The sequence below is a fragment of the Escherichia sp. TW09308 genome, assembly GCF_000208565.1.
Lineage (GTDB): Bacteria > Pseudomonadota > Gammaproteobacteria > Enterobacterales > Enterobacteriaceae > Escherichia > Escherichia marmotae.
The window spans coordinates 608326-625348 of sequence record NZ_AEME01000001.1 but is presented as its reverse complement, the minus strand read 5'-3'; the positions used below and the strand labels follow the sequence as shown (position 1 = coordinate 625348).

Sequence of the window (17023 nt, the reverse complement as noted above, 5' to 3'; positions counted from 1 at the left end):
ATCGATCTCGTCAAATTTCAGACTTATCCATCAGACTATACTGTTGTACCTATAAAGGAGCAGTGGAATAGCGTTCGCAGACCGTAGCTTTCAGACACTTACCCTGAAGTACGGTGCTGCGGGATAAAAACAATCTGGAGGAATGTCGTGCAAACCTTTCAAGCCGATCTTGCCATTGTAGGTGCCGGTGGCGCGGGATTACGTGCTGCAATTGCTGCCGCGCAGGCAAATCCAAATGCAAAAATCGCACTAATCTCAAAAGTATACCCGATGCGCAGCCATACCGTTGCCGCAGAAGGGGGCTCCGCCGCTGTCGCGCAGGATCATGACAGCTTCGAATATCACTTTCACGATACAGTAGCGGGTGGCGACTGGTTGTGTGAGCAGGATGTCGTGGATTATTTCGTCCACCACTGCCCAACTGAAATGACTCAACTGGAACTGTGGGGATGCCCATGGAGCCGTCGCCCGGATGGTAGCGTCAACGTACGTCGCTTCGGCGGTATGAAAATCGAGCGTACCTGGTTCGCCGCCGATAAGACAGGCTTCCATATGCTGCACACGCTGTTCCAGACCTCTCTGCAATTCCCGCAGATCCAGCGTTTTGATGAACACTTCGTGCTGGATATTCTGGTCGATGATGGTCACGTTCGCGGCCTGGTGGCAATGAACATGATGGAAGGTACGCTGGTGCAAATCCGTGCTAATGCGGTGGTTATGGCTACCGGCGGCGCGGGTCGCGTATATCGCTACAACACCAACGGCGGCATTGTTACTGGCGACGGTATGGGCATGGCACTGAGCCACGGCGTTCCGCTGCGTGACATGGAATTCGTTCAATATCACCCGACCGGTCTGCCGGGTTCCGGTATCCTGATGACCGAAGGTTGCCGCGGTGAAGGCGGTATTCTGGTCAACAAAAATGGCTACCGTTATCTGCAAGATTACGGCATGGGCCCGGAAACTCCGCTGGGCGAGCCGAAAAAAAATATATGGAACTGGGTCCGCGCGACAAAGTTTCTCAGGCCTTCTGGCACGAATGGCGTAAAGGCAACACCATCTCCACACCACGCGGCGATGTGGTATACCTCGACCTGCGTCACCTGGGTGAGAAAAAACTGCACGAACGTCTGCCGTTTATCTGCGAACTGGCAAAAGCATACGTTGGCGTCGATCCGGTTAAAGAACCGATTCCGGTACGTCCGACCGCGCACTACACCATGGGCGGTATCGAAACCGATCAGAACTGCGAAACCCGTATTAAGGGTCTGTTCGCCGTCGGTGAATGTTCCTCTGTAGGTCTGCACGGTGCAAACCGTCTGGGATCCAACTCACTGGCAGAACTGGTGGTCTTCGGTCGTCTGGCCGGTGAGCAAGCTATGGAGCGCGCATCTACCGCTGGTAATGGCAACGATGCGGCAATCAATGCACAGGCTACTGCCGTTGAACAGCGTCTGAAAGATCTGGTTAACCAGGACGGCGGCGAAAACTGGGCGAAGATCCGCGACGAAATGGGCATGGCCATGGAAGAAGGCTGCGGTATCTACCGTACGCCGGAACTGATGCAGAAAACCATCGACAAACTGGCGGAGCTGCAAGAACGCTTCAAGCGCGTGCGCATCACCGACACCTCCAGCGTGTTCAATACCGACCTGCTCTACACCATCGAGCTGGGCCACGGTCTGAACGTTGCCGAATGTATGGCGCACTCCGCAATGGCGCGTAAAGAGTCTCGCGGCGCGCACCAGCGTCTGGACGAAGGTTGCACCGAGCGTGACGACGTCAACTTCCTCAAACACACCCTCGCCTTCCGCGATGCTGATGGCACTACTCGCCTGGAGTACAGCGACGTGAAGATTACTACGCTGCCGCCAGCTAAACGCGTTTACGGTGGCGAAGCGGATGCAGCCGATAAGGCGGAAGCAGCCAATAAGAAGGAGAAGGCGAATGGCTGAGATGAAGAACCTGAAAATCGAGGTGGTGCGCTATAACCCGGAAGTCGATACCGCACCGCATAGCGCATTTTATGAAGTGCCTTATGACGCAACCACCTCATTACTGGATGCGCTGGGCTATATCAAAGACAACCTGGCACCGGATCTGAGCTACCGCTGGTCCTGCCGTATGGCGATTTGTGGTTCCTGCGGCATGATGGTCAACAACGTGCCGAAACTGGCATGTAAAACCTTCCTACGTGACTACACCGACGGTATGAAGGTTGAAGCGCTAGCTAACTTCCCGATCGAACGCGATCTGGTCGTCGATATGACCCACTTCATCGAAAGTCTGGAAGCGATCAAACCATACATCATTGGCAACTCCCGCACCGCGGATCAGGGTACTAATATCCAGACCCCGGCGCAGATGGCGAAGTATCATCAGTTCTCCGGTTGCATCAACTGTGGTCTGTGCTACGCCGCGTGCCCGCAGTTTGGCCTGAACCCAGAGTTCATCGGTCCGGCTGCCATTACGCTGGCGCATCGTTATAACGAAGATAGCCGCGACCACGGTAAGAAGGAGCGTATGGCGCAGTTGAACAGCCAGAACGGCGTATGGAGCTGTACTTTCGTGGGCTACTGCTCCGAAGTCTGCCCGAAACACGTCGATCCGGCTGCGGCCATTCAGCAGGGCAAAGTAGAAAGTTCGAAAGACTTTCTTATCGCGACCCTGAAACCACGCTAAGGAGTGCAACATGACGACTAAACGTAAACCGTATGTACGGCCAATGACGTCCACCTGGTGGAAAAAATTGCCGTTTTATCGCTTTTACATGCTGCGCGAAGGCACGGCGGTTCCGGCTGTGTGGTTCAGCATTGAACTGATTTTCGGGCTGTTTGCCCTGAAAAATGGCCCGGAAGCCTGGGCGGGATTCGTCGACTTTTTACAAAACCCGGTTATCGTGATCATTAACCTGATCACTCTGGCGGCAGCTCTGCTGCACACCAAAACCTGGTTTGAACTGGCACCGAAAGCGGCCAATATCATTGTAAAAGACGAAAAAATGGGACCAGAGCCAATTATCAAAAGTCTCTGGGCGGTAACCGTGGTTGCCACCATCGTAATCCTGTTTGTAGCCCTGTACTGGTAAGGAGCCTGAGATGATTAATCCAAATCCAAAGCGTTCTGACGAACCGGTATTCTGGGGCCTTTTCGGGGCCGGTGGTATGTGGAGCGCAATCATTGCACCGGTAATGATCCTGCTGGTCGGCATTATGCTGCCGCTGGGACTGTTTCCGGGTGATGCTCTGAGCTACGAACGCGTTCTGGCGTTCGCGCAGAGCTTCATTGGTCGCGTATTCCTGTTCCTGATGATCGTTCTGCCGCTGTGGTGTGGTTTACACCGTATGCACCACGCGATGCACGATCTGAAAATCCACGTGCCTGCGGGCAAATGGGTTTTCTACGGTCTGGCTGCTATCCTGACAGTTGTCACACTGATTGGTGTCGTTACAATCTAACGCATCGCCAATGTAAATCCGGCCCGCCTATGGCGGGCCGTTTTGTATGGGAACCAGACCTTATGCTCAAAATGACGCTCTGCGCCTTACTGATTACCGCCTCTTGCTCCGCACTTGCCGCCCCCCAACAGCTCAACGATATTGTGCATCGCACAATGACTCCGCTTATAGAACAACAAAAAATCCCGGGCATGGCCGTTGCAGTGATTTATCAGGGCAAACCTTATTACTTTACCTGGGGCTATGCGGACGTAGATAAAAAGCAGCCCGTCACGCAGCAAACGTTGTTTGAGTTAGGCTAGGTCAGCAAAACATTTACGGGCGTACTTGGTGGCGACGCTATTGCTCGAGGGGAAATAAATCTAAGCGATCCCGTCACAAAATACTGGCCTGAACTTACCGCTAAACAGTGGAACGGGATCACGCTATTACATCTCGCAACCTACACCGCTGGCGGCCTGCCATTGCAAGTGCCGGATGACGTTAAATCCTCAAGCGACTTGCTGCGCTTCTATCAAAACTGGCAGCCTGACTGGACGCCAGGAACACAACATCTGTATGCCAACTCCAGTATCGGTTTATTCGGCTCGCTAGCTGTGAAGCCGTCTGGTTTGAGCTTTGAACAGGCAATGGATACCCGTGTCTTCCAGCCACTCAAACTCACCCATACGTGGATTAATGTGCCGCCTGCAGAAGAAAAGAATTACGCCTGGGGATATCGCGAAGGTAAGGCGGTGCATGTTTCGCCAGGGGCGTTAGATGCTGAAGCTTACGGTGTGAAATCGACGATTGAAGACATGGCCCGCTGGCTACAAAGCAATATAGATCCTCGTAATATCAATGACAAAACACTTCAGCAAGGTATCCAACTGGCGCAATCTCGCTACTGGAAAATTGGCGATATGTATCAAGGCCTGGGCTGGGAAATGCTGGACTGGCCGGTAAATCCTGACAGCATCATTAATGGCAGCGACAATAAAATTGCACTGGCAGCACGACCAGTAAAAGCGATTACGCCCCCTGCTCCTGCTGTGCGCGCATCATGGGTACATAAAACAGGGGCGACCGGCGGATTTGGTAGCTATGTCGCATTTATCCCAGAAAAAGAGTTGGGTATTGTGATGCTGGCTAACAAAAACTATCCAAACCCGGTGAGAGTCGCCGCCGCCTGGCAGATCCTCAACGCTTTGCAATAACAACGAAGATGGCCCGAATTTACGGGCCTTTTCTCCGCTTTTCCTTGCTGTCATCTACACTTAGAAAAAAACCAGTAAGGAAACATCTATGCGCCTGCTCCCTCTTGTTGCCGCAGCGACAGCGGCATTTCTTGTCGTTGCCTGTAGTTCACCTACGCCGCCGCGTGGCGTGACCGTAGTGAATAATTTCGACGCTAAGCGCTATCTTGGCACCTGGTATGAGATTGCCCGTTTTGATCACCGCTTTGAACGCGGACTGGAGAAAGTCACCGCGACATATAGCCTGCGGGATGATGGTGGATTGAATGTCATCAACAAAGGCTATAATCCGGACAGGGAGATGTGGCAACAGAGCGAAGGGAAAGCGTACTTTACCGGAGATCCGCATCGCGCAGCGCTGAAAGTGTCATTCTTTGGCCCTTTCTATGGCGGCTATAACGTCATTGCGCTCGACCGGGAGTATCGCCACGCGCTGGTTTGCGGCCCGGATCGCGACTACCTGTGGATACTCTCCCGCACGCCAACTATTTCTAGCGAAGTTAAACAGGAGATGCTGGCGGTCGCAACCCGGGAAGGATTTGATGTCAGTAAGTTTATCTGGGTACAGCAACCCGGCAGTTAATGGGTGCTGAGTTTCAGACCAACTATCCCCAGTACGATTAACGCCAGACTCGCCAGGCGCATCGGACTAGCAGACTCACCGAGCAGCACAATACCGGTGATCGCCGCCCCGACTGCGCCAATCCCCGTCCAGACAGCATAAGCTGTACCTACCGGTAGCGATTTCATTGCCCAGGCGAGCAACGCCATACTGACAATCATCGCCGTCACGGTAATTACGCTTGGCGTCAGACGACTAAAACCGTGGGTGTATTTCAGGCCTACCGCCCAGACAACTTCCAGCAAACCAGCAATAAACAGGATAATCCAGGACATATAATACTCCGGAGAAATGGGGCCGTCCCCGGTGAAACGATGCGTTTGCGGGTCGTCCCGCAAAGCTGATAGTGAAAGAAATATTTTGCCGATTTAAGAGGAAATTTCAACGGTTACAGCAGTGATTACCGCCAGGAAAAACAAACGGCACGACAAACCTGTCGTACCGTTATTGCTTATTGCTGCGCTTTCGTCGCTGCGCCAGAAATCGCGTTACCGCCATCAGAGATGTCTTCACCAACGCCACGCGTGGTGTTGCAGGCAGTTAATACTGTTGAAAGCACCAGAACAGAAAAGATCGCTGCAATTGTCTTCTTCACCATAATATCTTCCTTTTAGGTAATGTTATTTGTGTTTGCCTATAGCAAATTAATAATAGACAACATCACCAAAAATGACGGGAATCTGATGATTTTTCGGAAGTGAAGAGGAAATTAGCTGGCAGCGCGGGAAATGGAATTGCCGAGATGTTTGATATCTTCACCGAAACCGCGAGCGGTGTTACAGCCCGTGAGCAGCGTACTGGCAAGCAAAACAAGAAGGATAAGGCGTTTCATCATCTCTGACCTGAAAAGTGATGGTGCAGCCAGCAGGCCGCACCACAACCGTATTACTTCACGCGAGATACGTATTCACCAGAGCGGGTATCCACTTTGATAACTTCGCCAATCTGTACGAACAGCGGAACTTTAACCACAGCGCCAGTGGACAGGGTAGCTGGTTTGCCGCCAGTACCTGCGGTATCACCTTTCAGACCTGGATCGGTATCAACGATTTCCAGTTCAACGAAGTTCGGCGGAGTAACGGAAATCGGCTGGCCGTTCCACAGAGTCACGATGCACTCTGCCTGATCCAGCAGCCATTTCGCGTTGTCGCCAATTGCTTTTGCATCAGCAGACAGTTGTTCGAAGGTTTCGTTGTTCATGAAGTGCCAGAACTCACCATCGTTGTACAGGTAAGTCAGGTTCATATCGACAACATCAGCGCCTTCAGCGGAATCCGTAGATTTAAAGGTTTTTTCTACACGAGTACCGGTCAGCAGACGACGCAGTTTAACGCGAGCAAATGCCTGGCCTTTACCCGGCTTCACAAATTCACTTGCTTCAACCGCGTAAGGTTCGCCGTCCAACATGATTTTAAGACCAGCACGAAAATCGTTGCTATAGTACGTTGCCATAAGGCCCTCTGAAATTTGTTAATTGGTAGCTAAGCCACAAAATGGCGCATATTGTAACCCTAAACACCCCATCCAGAGAAGATTGGTTAGCGCAACTTGCCGATGTTGTGACCGATCCTGATGAACTTCTGCGTCTTTTGAATATAGACGCGGACGAAAAACTGTTGGCCGGACGCAGCGCCAAAAAGCTGTTTGCCCTGCGCGTGCCCCGCTCATTTATCGATCGCATGGAAAAAGGTAATCCTGACGATCCACTTTTGCGTCAGGTACTTACCTCGCAAGATGAGTATATCACTGCACCCGGTTTTTCCACCGACCCGCTGGAAGAACAGCACAGCGTGGTGCCTGGTTTGTTGCATAAATACCACAACCGGGCATTACTGTTGGTGAAAGGTGGCTGTGCGGTAAATTGTCGCTATTGCTTCCGTCGCCACTTCCCGTATGCCGAAAATCAGGGCAACAAGCGTAACTGGCAGACTGCACTTGAGTATGTTGCCGCAAATCCAGAACTGGACGAGATCATTTTCTCCGGCGGCGATCCGCTGATGGCGAAAGATCGCGAACTGGACTGGTTGCTCACGCAACTGGAAGCCATCCCGCACATCAAACGTCTGCGTATTCACAGCCGTCTGCCGATTGTGATCCCGGCGCGCATCACTGAGGCGCTGGTTGAACGCTTTGCCCGTTCTACGCTGCAAATCCTGCTGGTGAATCACATCAACCATGCCAATGAAGTGGATGAAACATTCCGTCAGGCGATGGCTAAGTTAAAACGCGTGGGCGTCACCCTGCTTAACCAGAGTGTTCTGTTACGTGGCGTGAACGACAACGCGCAAACGCTGGCAAACCTGAGTAATGCGTTGTTTGACGCGGGCGTGATGCCCTATTACCTGCATGTGCTCGATAAAGTGCAGGGCGCGGCGCATTTCATGGTGAGCGATGATGAAGCACGGCAGATTATGCGTGAGTTGCTGACGCTGGTGTCGGGATATCTGGTGCCAAAACTGGCGCGTGAGATAGGCGGAGAACCCAGCAAAACACCGCTGGATTTGCAGCTACGTCAGCAATAACTGATTCAACAGGGAAGTTGAAGCTGATGATAAATGTGAAATTGCCTGATGTGCTGCGCTTATCAGGCCTACATGATGCATTGCAACTGATTGAATTTTCAATGAACTGTAGGCCTGATAAGGCGTTTACGTCGCATCCGGCAAGAGCAACGAACACACGTACAGCGACCTGTCATTAAATAGGGAAGTTTAATCTTTTCCGTTGCATAACCATTAATTATTCATATGCTTTGCTATTTTTATTATTTATATAGCTGATATCAATAATTAACCTTTCTTTTCTGTTTATATAGAGCGAGCGCCGCTATTTATGTTATTTTAACAACTATTACTACCAAGCCCATTTACCTGGCTTATAAATTAATATTATTTATTTTATTGAGAAATGGTTAGGGAGAACCTACATGGCCATAAGCATCAAGGGTGTTAACACTGGTGTTATTCGCAAGAGTAATAACTTCATTGCACTGGCACTGAAAATAAAAGAGCCTCGCAATAAAGAATCGTTGTTCTTCATGTCTGTGATGGAACTGCGCGACCTGTTGATAGCGCTGGAAAGCCGTCTGCATCAAAAGCATAAACTGGAGGCTGATCACCGTCTTCAGTATGAGCAAGCGCGCGATAAGGCCATGAAAAAGATGGCAGAAAATATTCCTCAAATTCAGATTGAAGAACTTAAAAATGCTGATATTAATCGCCGTGTAAATACACTGGAACTTACCGATAATCAGGGTGAAAATCTCACATTCCTATTAACTCTGCATGACGGCAGCAAATCTGAATTAGTTGTCAATGAACTGCAAATTGAAATGCTGGCGCGGGCAATCATTCACGCAATTAATAATGCGGAAATGCGTGAACTGGCATTACGTATTACATCGCTGTTAGATTTCCTGCCATTATATGACGTCGACTGCCAGGATAATGGTAATCTGGAATATGACACCTATTCACAGCCAGAATGGAAACAAAACTTGTTTAGCCATTATCTGGCGGTGCTTTATCGCTTTAAAGATGAAAGTGGCAAAGAACAATTTAGCGGTGCAGTGGTGAAAACACGTGAAGCGACAGCAAGTAAAGAAGTGGAGGCCATCACCCGCCGGATGCTTGATTTCAGCCCTCGACTGAAAAAGCTCGCTGGAGTGCCGTGTCAGGTCTACGTTCGCACCGTAGCGGCAAATAACGCCCAACCGCTGACCCAGGATCAATGCTTACGCGTACTGCATCACCTACGCGTTCAGTCCATCAGCAAAGCCGCGCCACAAGCGAAATAATCCCATCTTTGCTAATGCGAGGCTGGAGCCATCCAGCCTGAAATGACTGATAACGTGATCGTTGATCATGTCGGATGCGGCGTAAACGCCTTATCCGGCCTATAAATTCTCAAGCATTCAATCAGTTGCAATGCCTGATGTAGGCCTGATAAGCGAAGCGCATCAGGCAATTATACGTTTGTCACCCAGCCTCGGAATCACATCAGTTCGGGCACTTATAAACCTGGCCGATAATCTGGCTATCAGTCGGAACGAAGCTGGACAACATCCCCTGCGACGGGCTGCTAATACCATAAATCACGTTACCGCCCATTGCGGCAGCCTGATTGCGCAGATCGTTTGCCGCACCACGCATAGAACCGCCTTCTTCGCCGTGTTGTCCGGAAAGCCAGTTACTTTGCTTACCTGTCGCAGTACCAATAAGTTGGCACTCTGCGCCTGGTTGCTCGTCCACAATGCGAACACTCTGACCGGCAGCACTCAATTCGTTACTGGAGCTACAACCCGCCATCAGTAGCGCGGCACCGACAATCCCTGCTAAGTATTTTACGTGCATGTTATTCCCCATAATCAATGAGCTGGACGCCCCTCGCGTCGTCCGTGTTTGAATCTTATACTAGAAAGATGACTAAAAGAAAAACCCCCAGACATTTCTGCCTGAGGGTTTCTTTATTTCTGCGAGGTGCAGGGCAATTACATCATGCCGCCCATGCCACCCATGCCGCCCATACCGCCAGCAGCGCCTAAGTCAGCCGCATCGTTTTTCGGCAGGTCGGTAACCATGCACTCGGTGGTGATCATCAGGCCAGCCACAGAAGCTGCGTACTGCAGAGCAGAACGAGTTACTTTGGTTGGATCCAGGATACCCATGTCGATCATGTTGCCGTATTCTTCGGTTGCAGCGTTGTAGCCGTAGTTGCCGTCGCCAGCTTTAACAGTGTTAGCAACAACTGACGGCTCTTCACCGCAGTTCAGTACGATCTGACGCAGCGGAGCTTCCATTGCACGCAGTGCAACTTTGATACCCACGTTCTGCTCTTCGTTCTGACCACGCAGGTCAGCCAGTTTAGACGCTACGCGGATCAGCGCAACACCACCACCAGCAACCACGCCTTCTTCTACCGCAGCACGGGTCGCGTGCAGGGCGTCTTCAACGCGTGCTTTTTTCTCTTTCATTTCAACTTCGGTAGCAGCACCCACTTTGATAACTGCAACGCCGCCTGCCAGTTTCGCTACGCGCTCCTGCAGTTTTTCACGGTCGTAGTCAGAAGTTGCTTCTTCAATCTGCTGACGGATCTGAGCAACACGGCCCTGGATTGCAGCTTCTTCACCCACGCCATCGATGATGGTGGTGGTGTCTTTGTTGATCACAACACGTTTAGCCTGGCCCAGGTCTTCCAGGGTTGCTTTTTCCAGTTCCATACCAATCTCTTCAGAGATTACAGTACCACCGGTCAGAGTAGCGATATCCTGGAGCATTGCTTTACGACGATCACCGAAGCCCGGTGCTTTAACCGCAGCCACTTTCACGATGCCGCGCATGGTGTTAACAACCAGAGTTGCCAGAGCTTCACCTTCAACATCTTCAGCGATGATCAGCAGCGGTTTGCCTGCTTTTGCAACAGCTTCCAGAACTGGCAGCATTTCGCGGATGTTGGAGATTTTCTTATCAGCCAGCAGGATGAACGGGCTTTCCAGTTCTACTGCGCCAGTTTCCGGCTTGTTGATGAAGTAAGGAGACAGGTAGCCACGGTCGAACTGCATACCTTCAACCACGTCCAGTTCGTCCTGCAGACCAGTACCGTCCTCAACGGTGATAACGCCTTCTTTACCGACTTTGTCCATCGCTTCAGCGATCAGTTTACCTACGGTTTCGTCGGAGTTAGCGGAGATAGTACCAACCTGAGCAATAGCTTTAGAGTCAGAGCACGGTACAGACAGCGCTTTCAGTTCTTCAACTGCAGCGGTAACAGCTTTGTCGATACCACGCTTCAGGTCCATCGGGTTCATGCCCGCAGCAACAGCTTTCAGACCTTCAGTGATGATGGCCTGAGCCAGTACGGTTGCGGTGGTAGTACCGTCGCCTGCAGTGTCATTCGCTTTAGAGGCAACTTCTTTCACCATCTGCGCACCCATATTTTCGAACTTGTCTTCCAGTTCGATTTCACGAGCAACGGAAACACCATCTTTGGTGATGGTCGGTGCACCGAAAGATTTATCCAGAACTACGTTACGGCCTTTCGGACCGAGGGTAACTTTCACTGCATCTGCCAGTACGTTTACGCCGCGCAGCATTTTCACACGAGCGTCGTTACCGAATTTTACGTCTTTAGCTGCCATTATCTTTATTCCTTAAATTCGTATGTTCAGTGTCGTGCGCGGATTACGCTTCAACAATTGCCAGAATGTCGCTTTCGGACATGATCAACACTTCTTCATTGTCGATCTTCTCAGATTTCACACCGTAGCCATCGTTGAAAATAACGATGTCGCCAACTTTCACGTCCAGCGGCTTCACTTCGCCATTTTCAAGGATACGGCCATTGCCTACAGCCAGCACTTCGCCACGGGTAGATTTAGCCGCTGCAGAGCCGGTCAGAACGATGCCGCCAGCAGATTTAGTTTCAACTTCTTTACGCTTGACGATCACGCGATCATGCAATGGACGAATATTCATTGATAACTCTCCTTTGAGAAAGTCCGTATCTGTTATGGGTGACGCCGGACCTTACGTGGTTTCCCGGCTGGTGACCAGAGAAATGGGGATGAGGCCTCTCCCCTTCAAGGGGGAAAATGAAAAAAAATTCTGATCAGCACAAAATCGGGTAAAAATCCTGATTCACCTCACGTTTCATCGCAATTTCGACATCGTCGTCATAAGCGAATCTGATTGTGCTACCATCAAAAACCTGCGCAGTTGCCCAAAATTTGGGCGCAATCGGACATCAACCCATGAGTGGACTCAAACAAGAACTGGGGCTGGCCCAGGGCATCGGCCTGTTATCGACTTCATTGTTAGGCACCGGCGTGTTTGCCGTTCCTGCCTTAGCCGCCCTGGTGGCAGGCAATAATAGCCTGTGGGCCTGGCCTGTTCTGATAATCTTAGTTTTCCCGATTGCGATCGTGTTTGCGATTCTGGGTCGCCACTACCCCAGCGCGGGCGGTGTGGCGCATTTTGTCGGCATGGCGTTCGGTTCGCGGCTTGAGCGAGTCACAGGCTGGTTATTTTTATCAGTTATTCCCGTTGGCTTGCCCGCTGCGCTGCAAATTGCCGCCGGATTCGGCCAGGCGATGTTTGGCTGGCATGGCTGGCAACTGTTGATGGCTGAACTCGGTACGCTGGCGCTGGTGTGGTATATCGGTACTCGCGGTGCCAGTTCCAGTGCGAATCTACAAACGGTTATTGCCGGACTTATCGTCGCGCTGATTGTCGCCGTCTGGTGGGCAGCCGATATTAAACCTGCGAATATCCCCTTCCCTGCGCCAGGTGATATCGAACTTTCCGGGCTATTTGCTGCGTTATCGGTAATGTTCTGGTGCTTTGTCGGTCTGGAGGCGTTTGCTCACCTTGCCTCAGAATTTAAAAATCCGGAGCGTGATTTCCCCCGCGCTCTGATGATTGGTCTGGTGCTGGCAGGTTTAGTCTACTGGGGGTGTACGGTTGTCGTCTTACACTTCGACGCCTACGGTGAAAAAATGGCGGCGGCAGCATCGCTTCCGGAAATTGTGGTGCAACTGTTCGGTGTAGGGGCGCTGTGGATTGCCTGCGTGATTGGCTATCTGGCCTGCTTTGCCAGCCTCAATATTTATATACAGAGTTTCGCCCGCCTGGTCTGGTCGCAGGCGCAAGATAAACCCAACCACTACCTGGCGCGCCTCTCTTCTCGCCATATCCCGAACAATGCCCTCAATGCAGTGCTCGGCTGTTGCGTGGTGAGCACGTTGGTGATTCACACTTTAGAGATCAATCTGGACGCACTCATCATTTATGCCAACGGCATCTTTATTATGATCTATCTGCTGTGCATGCTGGCTGGCTGTAAATTATTGAAGGGACGTTATCGGCTACTGGCGGTGATTGGCGGACTGCTCTGCATCCTGTTGCTGGCGATGGTCGGCTGGAAAAGCGTGTATGCATTGATCATGCTGGCGGGGCTGTGGTTGTTCCTGCCGAAACGAAAAACGCCGGAAAATGGCATAACCACATAATCCGGCGTTTCCACATTAATCCTGACGATCGTCTTTATGATCAAGGCGATCGCGGTTGTCATCCTTACGCTGATATTCACCATCAAAAGTATTGCCGCCACCGGCTCCGGCACTAAATCCACCGCCCGGCATACGGGAAAAACGCAAATGCGGCATCAACTTCACGGTCAGATGTTTCTGCACTGGTGGCAATAAAAGAAGAAGACCGAGGAAATCGGTGAAAAAGCCCGGTAATAAAAGCAGCAAACCGGCAATGATCAACGAAACACTTTTAATCATTTCCGCCGCCGGATTTTCTCCCGCCGCCATTTTTTGTTGCATCAGCACAAAATTCTTAAATCCCTGGTTACGTACCAGCGACATACCAATAACTGACGTGAATATAACCAACACAAGAGTGAGTAATACCCCCAATACGTGGGCAACCTGAATAAAGATTGAAATCTCAATATAGACATAAAGGAAAATGGCAATAAAAGGTAACCAGCGCAAAGGTTTCTCCTGTAATAGCAACCGGTTAAATCCGGCCGCCTGAATGGTTTGCGAATCGCGTTCAGCTTATATTGTGGTCATTAGCAAAATTTCAAGACGTTTGCGCAACTATTTTTGGTAGTAATCCCAAAGCGGTGATCTATTTCACAAATTAATAATTAAGGGGTAAAAACCGACACTTAAAGTGATCCAGATTACGGTAGAAATCCTCAAGCAACATATGATCCCGAGTATTCGACTGATGCAGGGGATAATCGTCGGTCGAAAAACATTCGAAACCACATATATTCTGTGTGTTTAAAGCAAATCATTGGCAGCTTGAAAAAGAAGGTTCACATGTCAAACAACATTCGTATCGAAGAAGATCTGTTGGGTACCAGGGAAGTTCCAGCTGATGCCTACTATGGTGTTCACACTCTGAGAGCGATTGAAAACTTCTATATCAGCAACAACAAAATCAGCGATATTCCTGAATTTGTTCGCGGTATGGTAATGGTTAAAAAAGCCGCAGCTATGGCAAACAAAGAGCTGCAAACCATTCCTAAAAGTGTAGCGAATGCAATCATTGCTGCATGTGATGAAGTCCTGAATAACGGAAAATGCATGGATCAGTTCCCGGTAGACGTCTACCAGGGCGGCGCAGGTACTTCCGTAAACATGAACACCAACGAAGTGCTGGCCAATATCGGTCTGGAACTGATGGGACACCAGAAAGGTGAATATCAGTACCTGAATCCGAACGACCATGTTAACAAATGTCAGTCCACCAACGACGCCTACCCGACCGGTTTCCGCATCGCAGTTTACTCTTCCCTGATTAAACTGGTAGATGCTATTAACCAACTGCGCGAAGGTTTTGAGCGTAAAGCTGTCGAATTCCAGGACATCCTGAAAATGGGTCGCACCCAACTGCAGGACGCAGTACCAATGACCCTTGGTCAGGAATTCCGCGCTTTCAGCATCCTGCTGAAAGAGGAAGTGAAAAACATCCAACGTACCTCTGAACTGCTGCTGGAAGTTAACCTTGGCGCAACTGCCATCGGTACTGGCCTGAACACGCCGAAAGAGTACTCTCCGCTGGCAGTGAAAAAACTGGCTGAAGTCACTGGCTTCCCATGCGTTCCGGCTGAAGACCTCATCGAAGCGACCTCTGACTGCGGCGCTTACGTTATGGTTCACGGCGCGCTGAAACGCCTGGCTGTGAAGATGTCCAAAATCTGTAACGACCTGCGCTTGCTCTCTTCTGGCCCACGTGCCGGCCTGAATGAGATCAACCTGCCGGAACTGCAGGCAGGCTCTTCTATCATGCCAGCAAAAGTAAACCCGGTAGTTCCGGAAGTAGTTAACCAGGTATGCTTCAAAGTCATCGGTAACGACACCACTGTTACCATGGCAGCAGAAGCAGGTCAGCTTCAGTTGAACGTTATGGAGCCGGTCATTGGCCAGGCGATGTTTGAATCCGTTCACATTCTGACCAATGCTTGCTACAACCTGCTGGAAAAATGCATTAACGGCATCACTGCTAACAAAGAAGTGTGTGAAGGTTACGTTTACAACTCTATCGGTATCGTCACTTACCTGAACCCGTTCATCGGTCACCACAACGGTGACATCGTGGGTAAAATCTGTGCCGAAACAGGTAAGAGCGTGCGCGAAGTCGTTCTGGAGCGCGGTCTGTTGACTGAAGCGGAACTAGACGATATTTTCTCCGTACAGAACCTGATGCATCCGGCTTACAAAGCAAAACGCTATACTGATGAAAGCGAACAGTAATCGTACAGGGTAGTACAAATAAAAGAGGCACGTCAGATGGCGTGCCTTTTTTCTTGTGAGCAGTAACTTAAAAACAACAACCTGATATCAACTTGTTAAAAAACAAGGAAGGCTAATATGCTAGTTGTAGAACTCATCATCGTTTTGCTGGCGATCTTTTTGGGCGCCAGATTAGGGGGAATTGGTATTGGTTTTGCAGGTGGATTGGGGGTGCTGGTTCTTGCCGCTATCGGCGTCAAGCCTGGTAACATTCCGTTCGATGTAATTTCCATTATCATGGCGGTTATCGCTGCTATTTCTGCCATGCAGGTTGCTGGCGGTCTGGACTATCTGGTTCACCAGACAGAAAAGCTGCTGCGCCGTAACCCGAAATACATCACGATCCTCGCACCGATCGTGACCTATTTCCTGACCATCTTTGCGGGCACTGGCAACATCTCTCTGGCAACGCTGCCAGTTATCGCTGAAGTAGCGAAGGAACAAGGCGTTAAACCTTGCCGTCCACTGTCTACTGCGGTAGTTTCCGCGCAGATTGCGATCACCGCATCGCCAATCTCTGCGGCAGTGGTTTACATGTCTTCCGTAATGGAAGGTCATGGCATCAGCTACCTCCATTTGCTCTCCGTAGTCATCCCGTCCACCTTGCTGGCGGTTCTGGTGATGTCCTTCCTGGTCACCATGCTGTTCAACTCCAGGCTGTCTGACGATCCGATTTATCGCAAGCGTCTGGAAGAAGGTTTAGTTGAACTGCGCGGTGAGAAGCAGATTGAAATCAAACAAGGCGCGAAAGCGTCCGTCTGGCTGTTCCTGCTGGGCGTAGTCGGCGTGGTTATCTATGCGATCATCAACAGCCCGAGCATGGGTCTGGTTGAGAAACCGCTGATGAACACCACTAACGCCATCCTGATTATCATGCTGAGTGTTGCAACCCTGACCACTATTCTTTGCAAAGTGGATACCGACAACATCCTCAACTCCAGCACCTTCAAAGCAGGTATGAGCGCCTGTATTTGTATCCTAGGTGTTGCATGGCTGGGCGATACTTTCGTTTCCAACAACATCGACTGGATCAAAGATACCGCTGGTGAAGTGATTCAGGGTCATCCGTGGCTGCTGGCTGTCATCTTCTTCTTTGCTTCTGCTCTGCTGTACTCTCAGGCTGCAACCGCAAAAGCACTGATGCCGATGGCTCTGGCGCTGAACGTTTCTCCGCTGACCGCTGTTGCTTCTTTCGCAGCCGTGTCTGGCCTGTTCATTCTGCCGACCTACCCGACGCTGGTTGCTGCGGTACAGATGGATGACACGGGTACAACTCGTATCGGTAAATTCGTCTTCAACCATCCGTTCTTCATCCCGGGTACTCTGGGTGTTGCCCTGGCCGTTTGCTTCGGCTTCCTGCTGGGCAGTGTGATGCTGTAATAACAAATCGCGGGGCGTT

The 17023-nt window shown here is 50.7% G+C and carries 17 protein-coding genes and 2 pseudogenes; 11 read left to right on the top strand and 8 right to left on the bottom strand.

The annotated features are described in order from the left end of the window. Window positions 1–147 precede the first annotated feature (147 nt). The 6 genes and pseudogenes from frdA to blc all read left to right on the top strand — a co-directional run bounded on the left by frdA (window position 148) and on the right by blc (window position 5276). A pseudogene (gene frdA, locus ESM_RS01000000123935) lies at window positions 148–1955 on the top strand (fumarate reductase (quinol) flavoprotein subunit). Then, window positions 1948–2682 carry a fumarate reductase iron-sulfur protein gene (gene frdB, locus ESM_RS0103190; RefSeq protein WP_000829498.1) on the top strand — a complete coding sequence of 245 codons (735 nt, stop codon included), beginning with the start codon at window positions 1948–1950 and terminating at the stop codon, window positions 2680–2682. The pseudogene frdA and the gene frdB overlap by 8 nt, the downstream one beginning before the upstream one ends. 10 nt (window positions 2683–2692) lie before the next feature. Then, a complete protein-coding gene (gene frdC / locus ESM_RS0103185; RefSeq protein WP_000208757.1) occupies window positions 2693–3088 on the top strand; it encodes a fumarate reductase subunit FrdC in 396 nt (131 codons plus the stop codon). Between the two features lie 10 nt (window positions 3089–3098). After that, a complete protein-coding gene (gene frdD, locus ESM_RS0103180; RefSeq protein WP_000609664.1) occupies window positions 3099–3458 on the top strand; it encodes a fumarate reductase subunit FrdD in 360 nt (119 codons plus the stop codon). Between the two features lie 62 nt (window positions 3459–3520). After that, window positions 3521–4654, top strand: a pseudogene (locus tag ESM_RS01000000123930) (BlaEC family class C beta-lactamase). Between the two features lie 88 nt (window positions 4655–4742). Next, window positions 4743–5276, top strand: coding sequence for a lipocalin Blc (gene blc, locus ESM_RS0103170; protein WP_001238372.1), 534 nt, complete (start codon window positions 4743–4745; stop codon window positions 5274–5276). Here the strand turns inward: blc and sugE are convergent. From sugE to efp, 4 genes are all read right to left on the bottom strand, one after another. After that, window positions 5273–5590, bottom strand: coding sequence for a quaternary ammonium compound efflux SMR transporter SugE (gene sugE, locus ESM_RS0103165; protein ID WP_000118465.1), 318 nt, complete (start codon window positions 5588–5590; stop codon window positions 5273–5275). The two genes, blc and sugE, sit on opposite strands and share 4 nt — an antisense overlap. A 176-nt stretch (window positions 5591–5766) precedes the next feature. Continuing rightward, window positions 5767–5913 carry a lipoprotein toxin entericidin B gene (ecnB, locus tag ESM_RS0103160; protein ID WP_000239596.1) on the bottom strand — a complete coding sequence of 49 codons (147 nt, stop codon included), beginning with the start codon at window positions 5911–5913 and terminating at the stop codon, window positions 5767–5769. Window positions 5914–6024: 111 nt separating this feature from the next. Continuing rightward, complete coding sequence (gene ecnA, locus ESM_RS0103155; RefSeq protein ID WP_000977753.1) at window positions 6025–6150, bottom strand: lipoprotein antitoxin entericidin A; 126 nt, start codon at window positions 6148–6150, stop codon at window positions 6025–6027. 50 nt (window positions 6151–6200) lie between these two features. Continuing rightward, window positions 6201–6767, bottom strand: a complete 567-nt coding sequence (gene efp, locus ESM_RS0103150) for an elongation factor P (protein WP_000257278.1) — start codon at window positions 6765–6767, stop codon at window positions 6201–6203. A 41-nt stretch (window positions 6768–6808) separates the two neighbouring features. Between efp and epmB the strand changes: the two genes are divergently transcribed. Beyond that, window positions 6809–7837, top strand: a complete 1029-nt coding sequence (gene epmB, locus ESM_RS0103145; RefSeq protein ID WP_000940494.1) for an EF-P beta-lysylation protein EpmB — start codon at window positions 6809–6811, stop codon at window positions 7835–7837. A 404-nt stretch (window positions 7838–8241) separates the two neighbouring features. Continuing rightward, window positions 8242–9111, top strand: a complete 870-nt coding sequence (locus ESM_RS0103140) for a YjeJ family protein (protein WP_001008066.1) — start codon at window positions 8242–8244, stop codon at window positions 9109–9111. A 202-nt stretch (window positions 9112–9313) separates the two neighbouring features. On the opposite strand, the gene ESM_RS0103135 is transcribed toward ESM_RS0103140, so the two are convergent. The 3 genes from ESM_RS0103135 to ESM_RS0103125 form a co-directional block, all read right to left on the bottom strand. Next, on the bottom strand, window positions 9314–9667 hold the full coding sequence (locus ESM_RS0103135) for a DUF4156 domain-containing protein (protein ID WP_000558209.1): 354 nt from the start codon (window positions 9665–9667) through the stop codon (window positions 9314–9316). Between the two features lie 137 nt (window positions 9668–9804). Continuing rightward, window positions 9805–11451 carry a chaperonin GroEL gene (gene groL / locus ESM_RS0103130; protein WP_000729132.1) on the bottom strand — a complete coding sequence of 549 codons (1647 nt, stop codon included), beginning with the start codon at window positions 11449–11451 and terminating at the stop codon, window positions 9805–9807. Window positions 11452–11494: 43 nt separating this feature from the next. After that, window positions 11495–11788, bottom strand: a complete 294-nt coding sequence (locus ESM_RS0103125; protein WP_001026276.1) for a co-chaperone GroES — start codon at window positions 11786–11788, stop codon at window positions 11495–11497. A 275-nt stretch (window positions 11789–12063) separates the two neighbouring features. On the opposite strand from ESM_RS0103125, the gene yjeH reads away from it, so the two are divergent. Further along, on the top strand, window positions 12064–13320 hold the full coding sequence (yjeH, locus tag ESM_RS0103120) for an L-methionine/branched-chain amino acid transporter (RefSeq protein WP_000015807.1): 1257 nt from the start codon (window positions 12064–12066) through the stop codon (window positions 13318–13320). Between the two features lie 15 nt (window positions 13321–13335). Here the strand turns inward: yjeH and ESM_RS0103115 are convergent, their stop codons facing one another. Continuing rightward, the gene (locus ESM_RS0103115; RefSeq protein WP_001267441.1) at window positions 13336–13812 is read right to left on the bottom strand and encodes an FxsA family protein; all 477 of its coding nucleotides are present in this window, start codon (window positions 13810–13812) and stop codon (window positions 13336–13338) included. A 336-nt stretch (window positions 13813–14148) separates the two neighbouring features. On the opposite strand from ESM_RS0103115, the gene aspA reads away from it, so the two are divergent. Beyond that, a complete protein-coding gene (gene aspA, locus ESM_RS0103110) occupies window positions 14149–15585 on the top strand; it encodes an aspartate ammonia-lyase (RefSeq protein ID WP_001517611.1) in 1437 nt (478 codons plus the stop codon). Window positions 15586–15702: 117 nt separating this feature from the next. After that, entirely contained in the window at window positions 15703–17004 is a 1302-nt protein-coding gene (dcuA, locus tag ESM_RS0103105; RefSeq protein ID WP_000961962.1) for an anaerobic C4-dicarboxylate transporter DcuA, read from the top strand. Window positions 17005–17023 lie beyond the last annotated feature (19 nt).

Bases quoted from the DNA above. Each gene is read 5' to 3' on its own strand.
- ecnB (WP_000239596.1), bottom strand. From the start codon at position 5,913: ATGGTGAAGAAGACAATTGCAGCGATCTTTTCTGTTCTGGTGCTTTCA.
- ESM_RS0103125 (WP_001026276.1), bottom strand. From the start codon at position 11,788: ATGAATATTCGTCCATTGCATGATCGCGTGATCGTCAAGCGTAAAGAA.
- groL (WP_000729132.1), bottom strand. From the start codon at position 11,451: ATGGCAGCTAAAGACGTAAAATTCGGTAACGACGCTCGTGTGAAAATG.
- frdB (WP_000829498.1), top strand. From the start codon at position 1,948: ATGGCTGAGATGAAGAACCTGAAAATCGAGGTGGTGCGCTATAACCCG.
- aspA (WP_001517611.1), top strand. From the start codon at position 14,149: ATGTCAAACAACATTCGTATCGAAGAAGATCTGTTGGGTACCAGGGAA.
- ESM_RS0103135 (WP_000558209.1), bottom strand. From the start codon at position 9,667: ATGCACGTAAAATACTTAGCAGGGATTGTCGGTGCCGCGCTACTGATG.
- ecnA (WP_000977753.1), bottom strand. From the start codon at position 6,150: ATGATGAAACGCCTTATCCTTCTTGTTTTGCTTGCCAGTACGCTGCTC.
- efp (WP_000257278.1), bottom strand. From the start codon at position 6,767: ATGGCAACGTACTATAGCAACGATTTTCGTGCTGGTCTTAAAATCATG.
- yjeH (WP_000015807.1), top strand. From the start codon at position 12,064: ATGAGTGGACTCAAACAAGAACTGGGGCTGGCCCAGGGCATCGGCCTG.
- dcuA (WP_000961962.1), top strand. From the start codon at position 15,703: ATGCTAGTTGTAGAACTCATCATCGTTTTGCTGGCGATCTTTTTGGGC.
- ESM_RS0103140 (WP_001008066.1), top strand. From the start codon at position 8,242: ATGGCCATAAGCATCAAGGGTGTTAACACTGGTGTTATTCGCAAGAGT.
- epmB (WP_000940494.1), top strand. From the start codon at position 6,809: ATGGCGCATATTGTAACCCTAAACACCCCATCCAGAGAAGATTGGTTA.
- frdC (WP_000208757.1), top strand. From the start codon at position 2,693: ATGACGACTAAACGTAAACCGTATGTACGGCCAATGACGTCCACCTGG.
- frdD (WP_000609664.1), top strand. From the start codon at position 3,099: ATGATTAATCCAAATCCAAAGCGTTCTGACGAACCGGTATTCTGGGGC.
- sugE (WP_000118465.1), bottom strand. From the start codon at position 5,590: ATGTCCTGGATTATCCTGTTTATTGCTGGTTTGCTGGAAGTTGTCTGG.
- blc (WP_001238372.1), top strand. From the start codon at position 4,743: ATGCGCCTGCTCCCTCTTGTTGCCGCAGCGACAGCGGCATTTCTTGTC.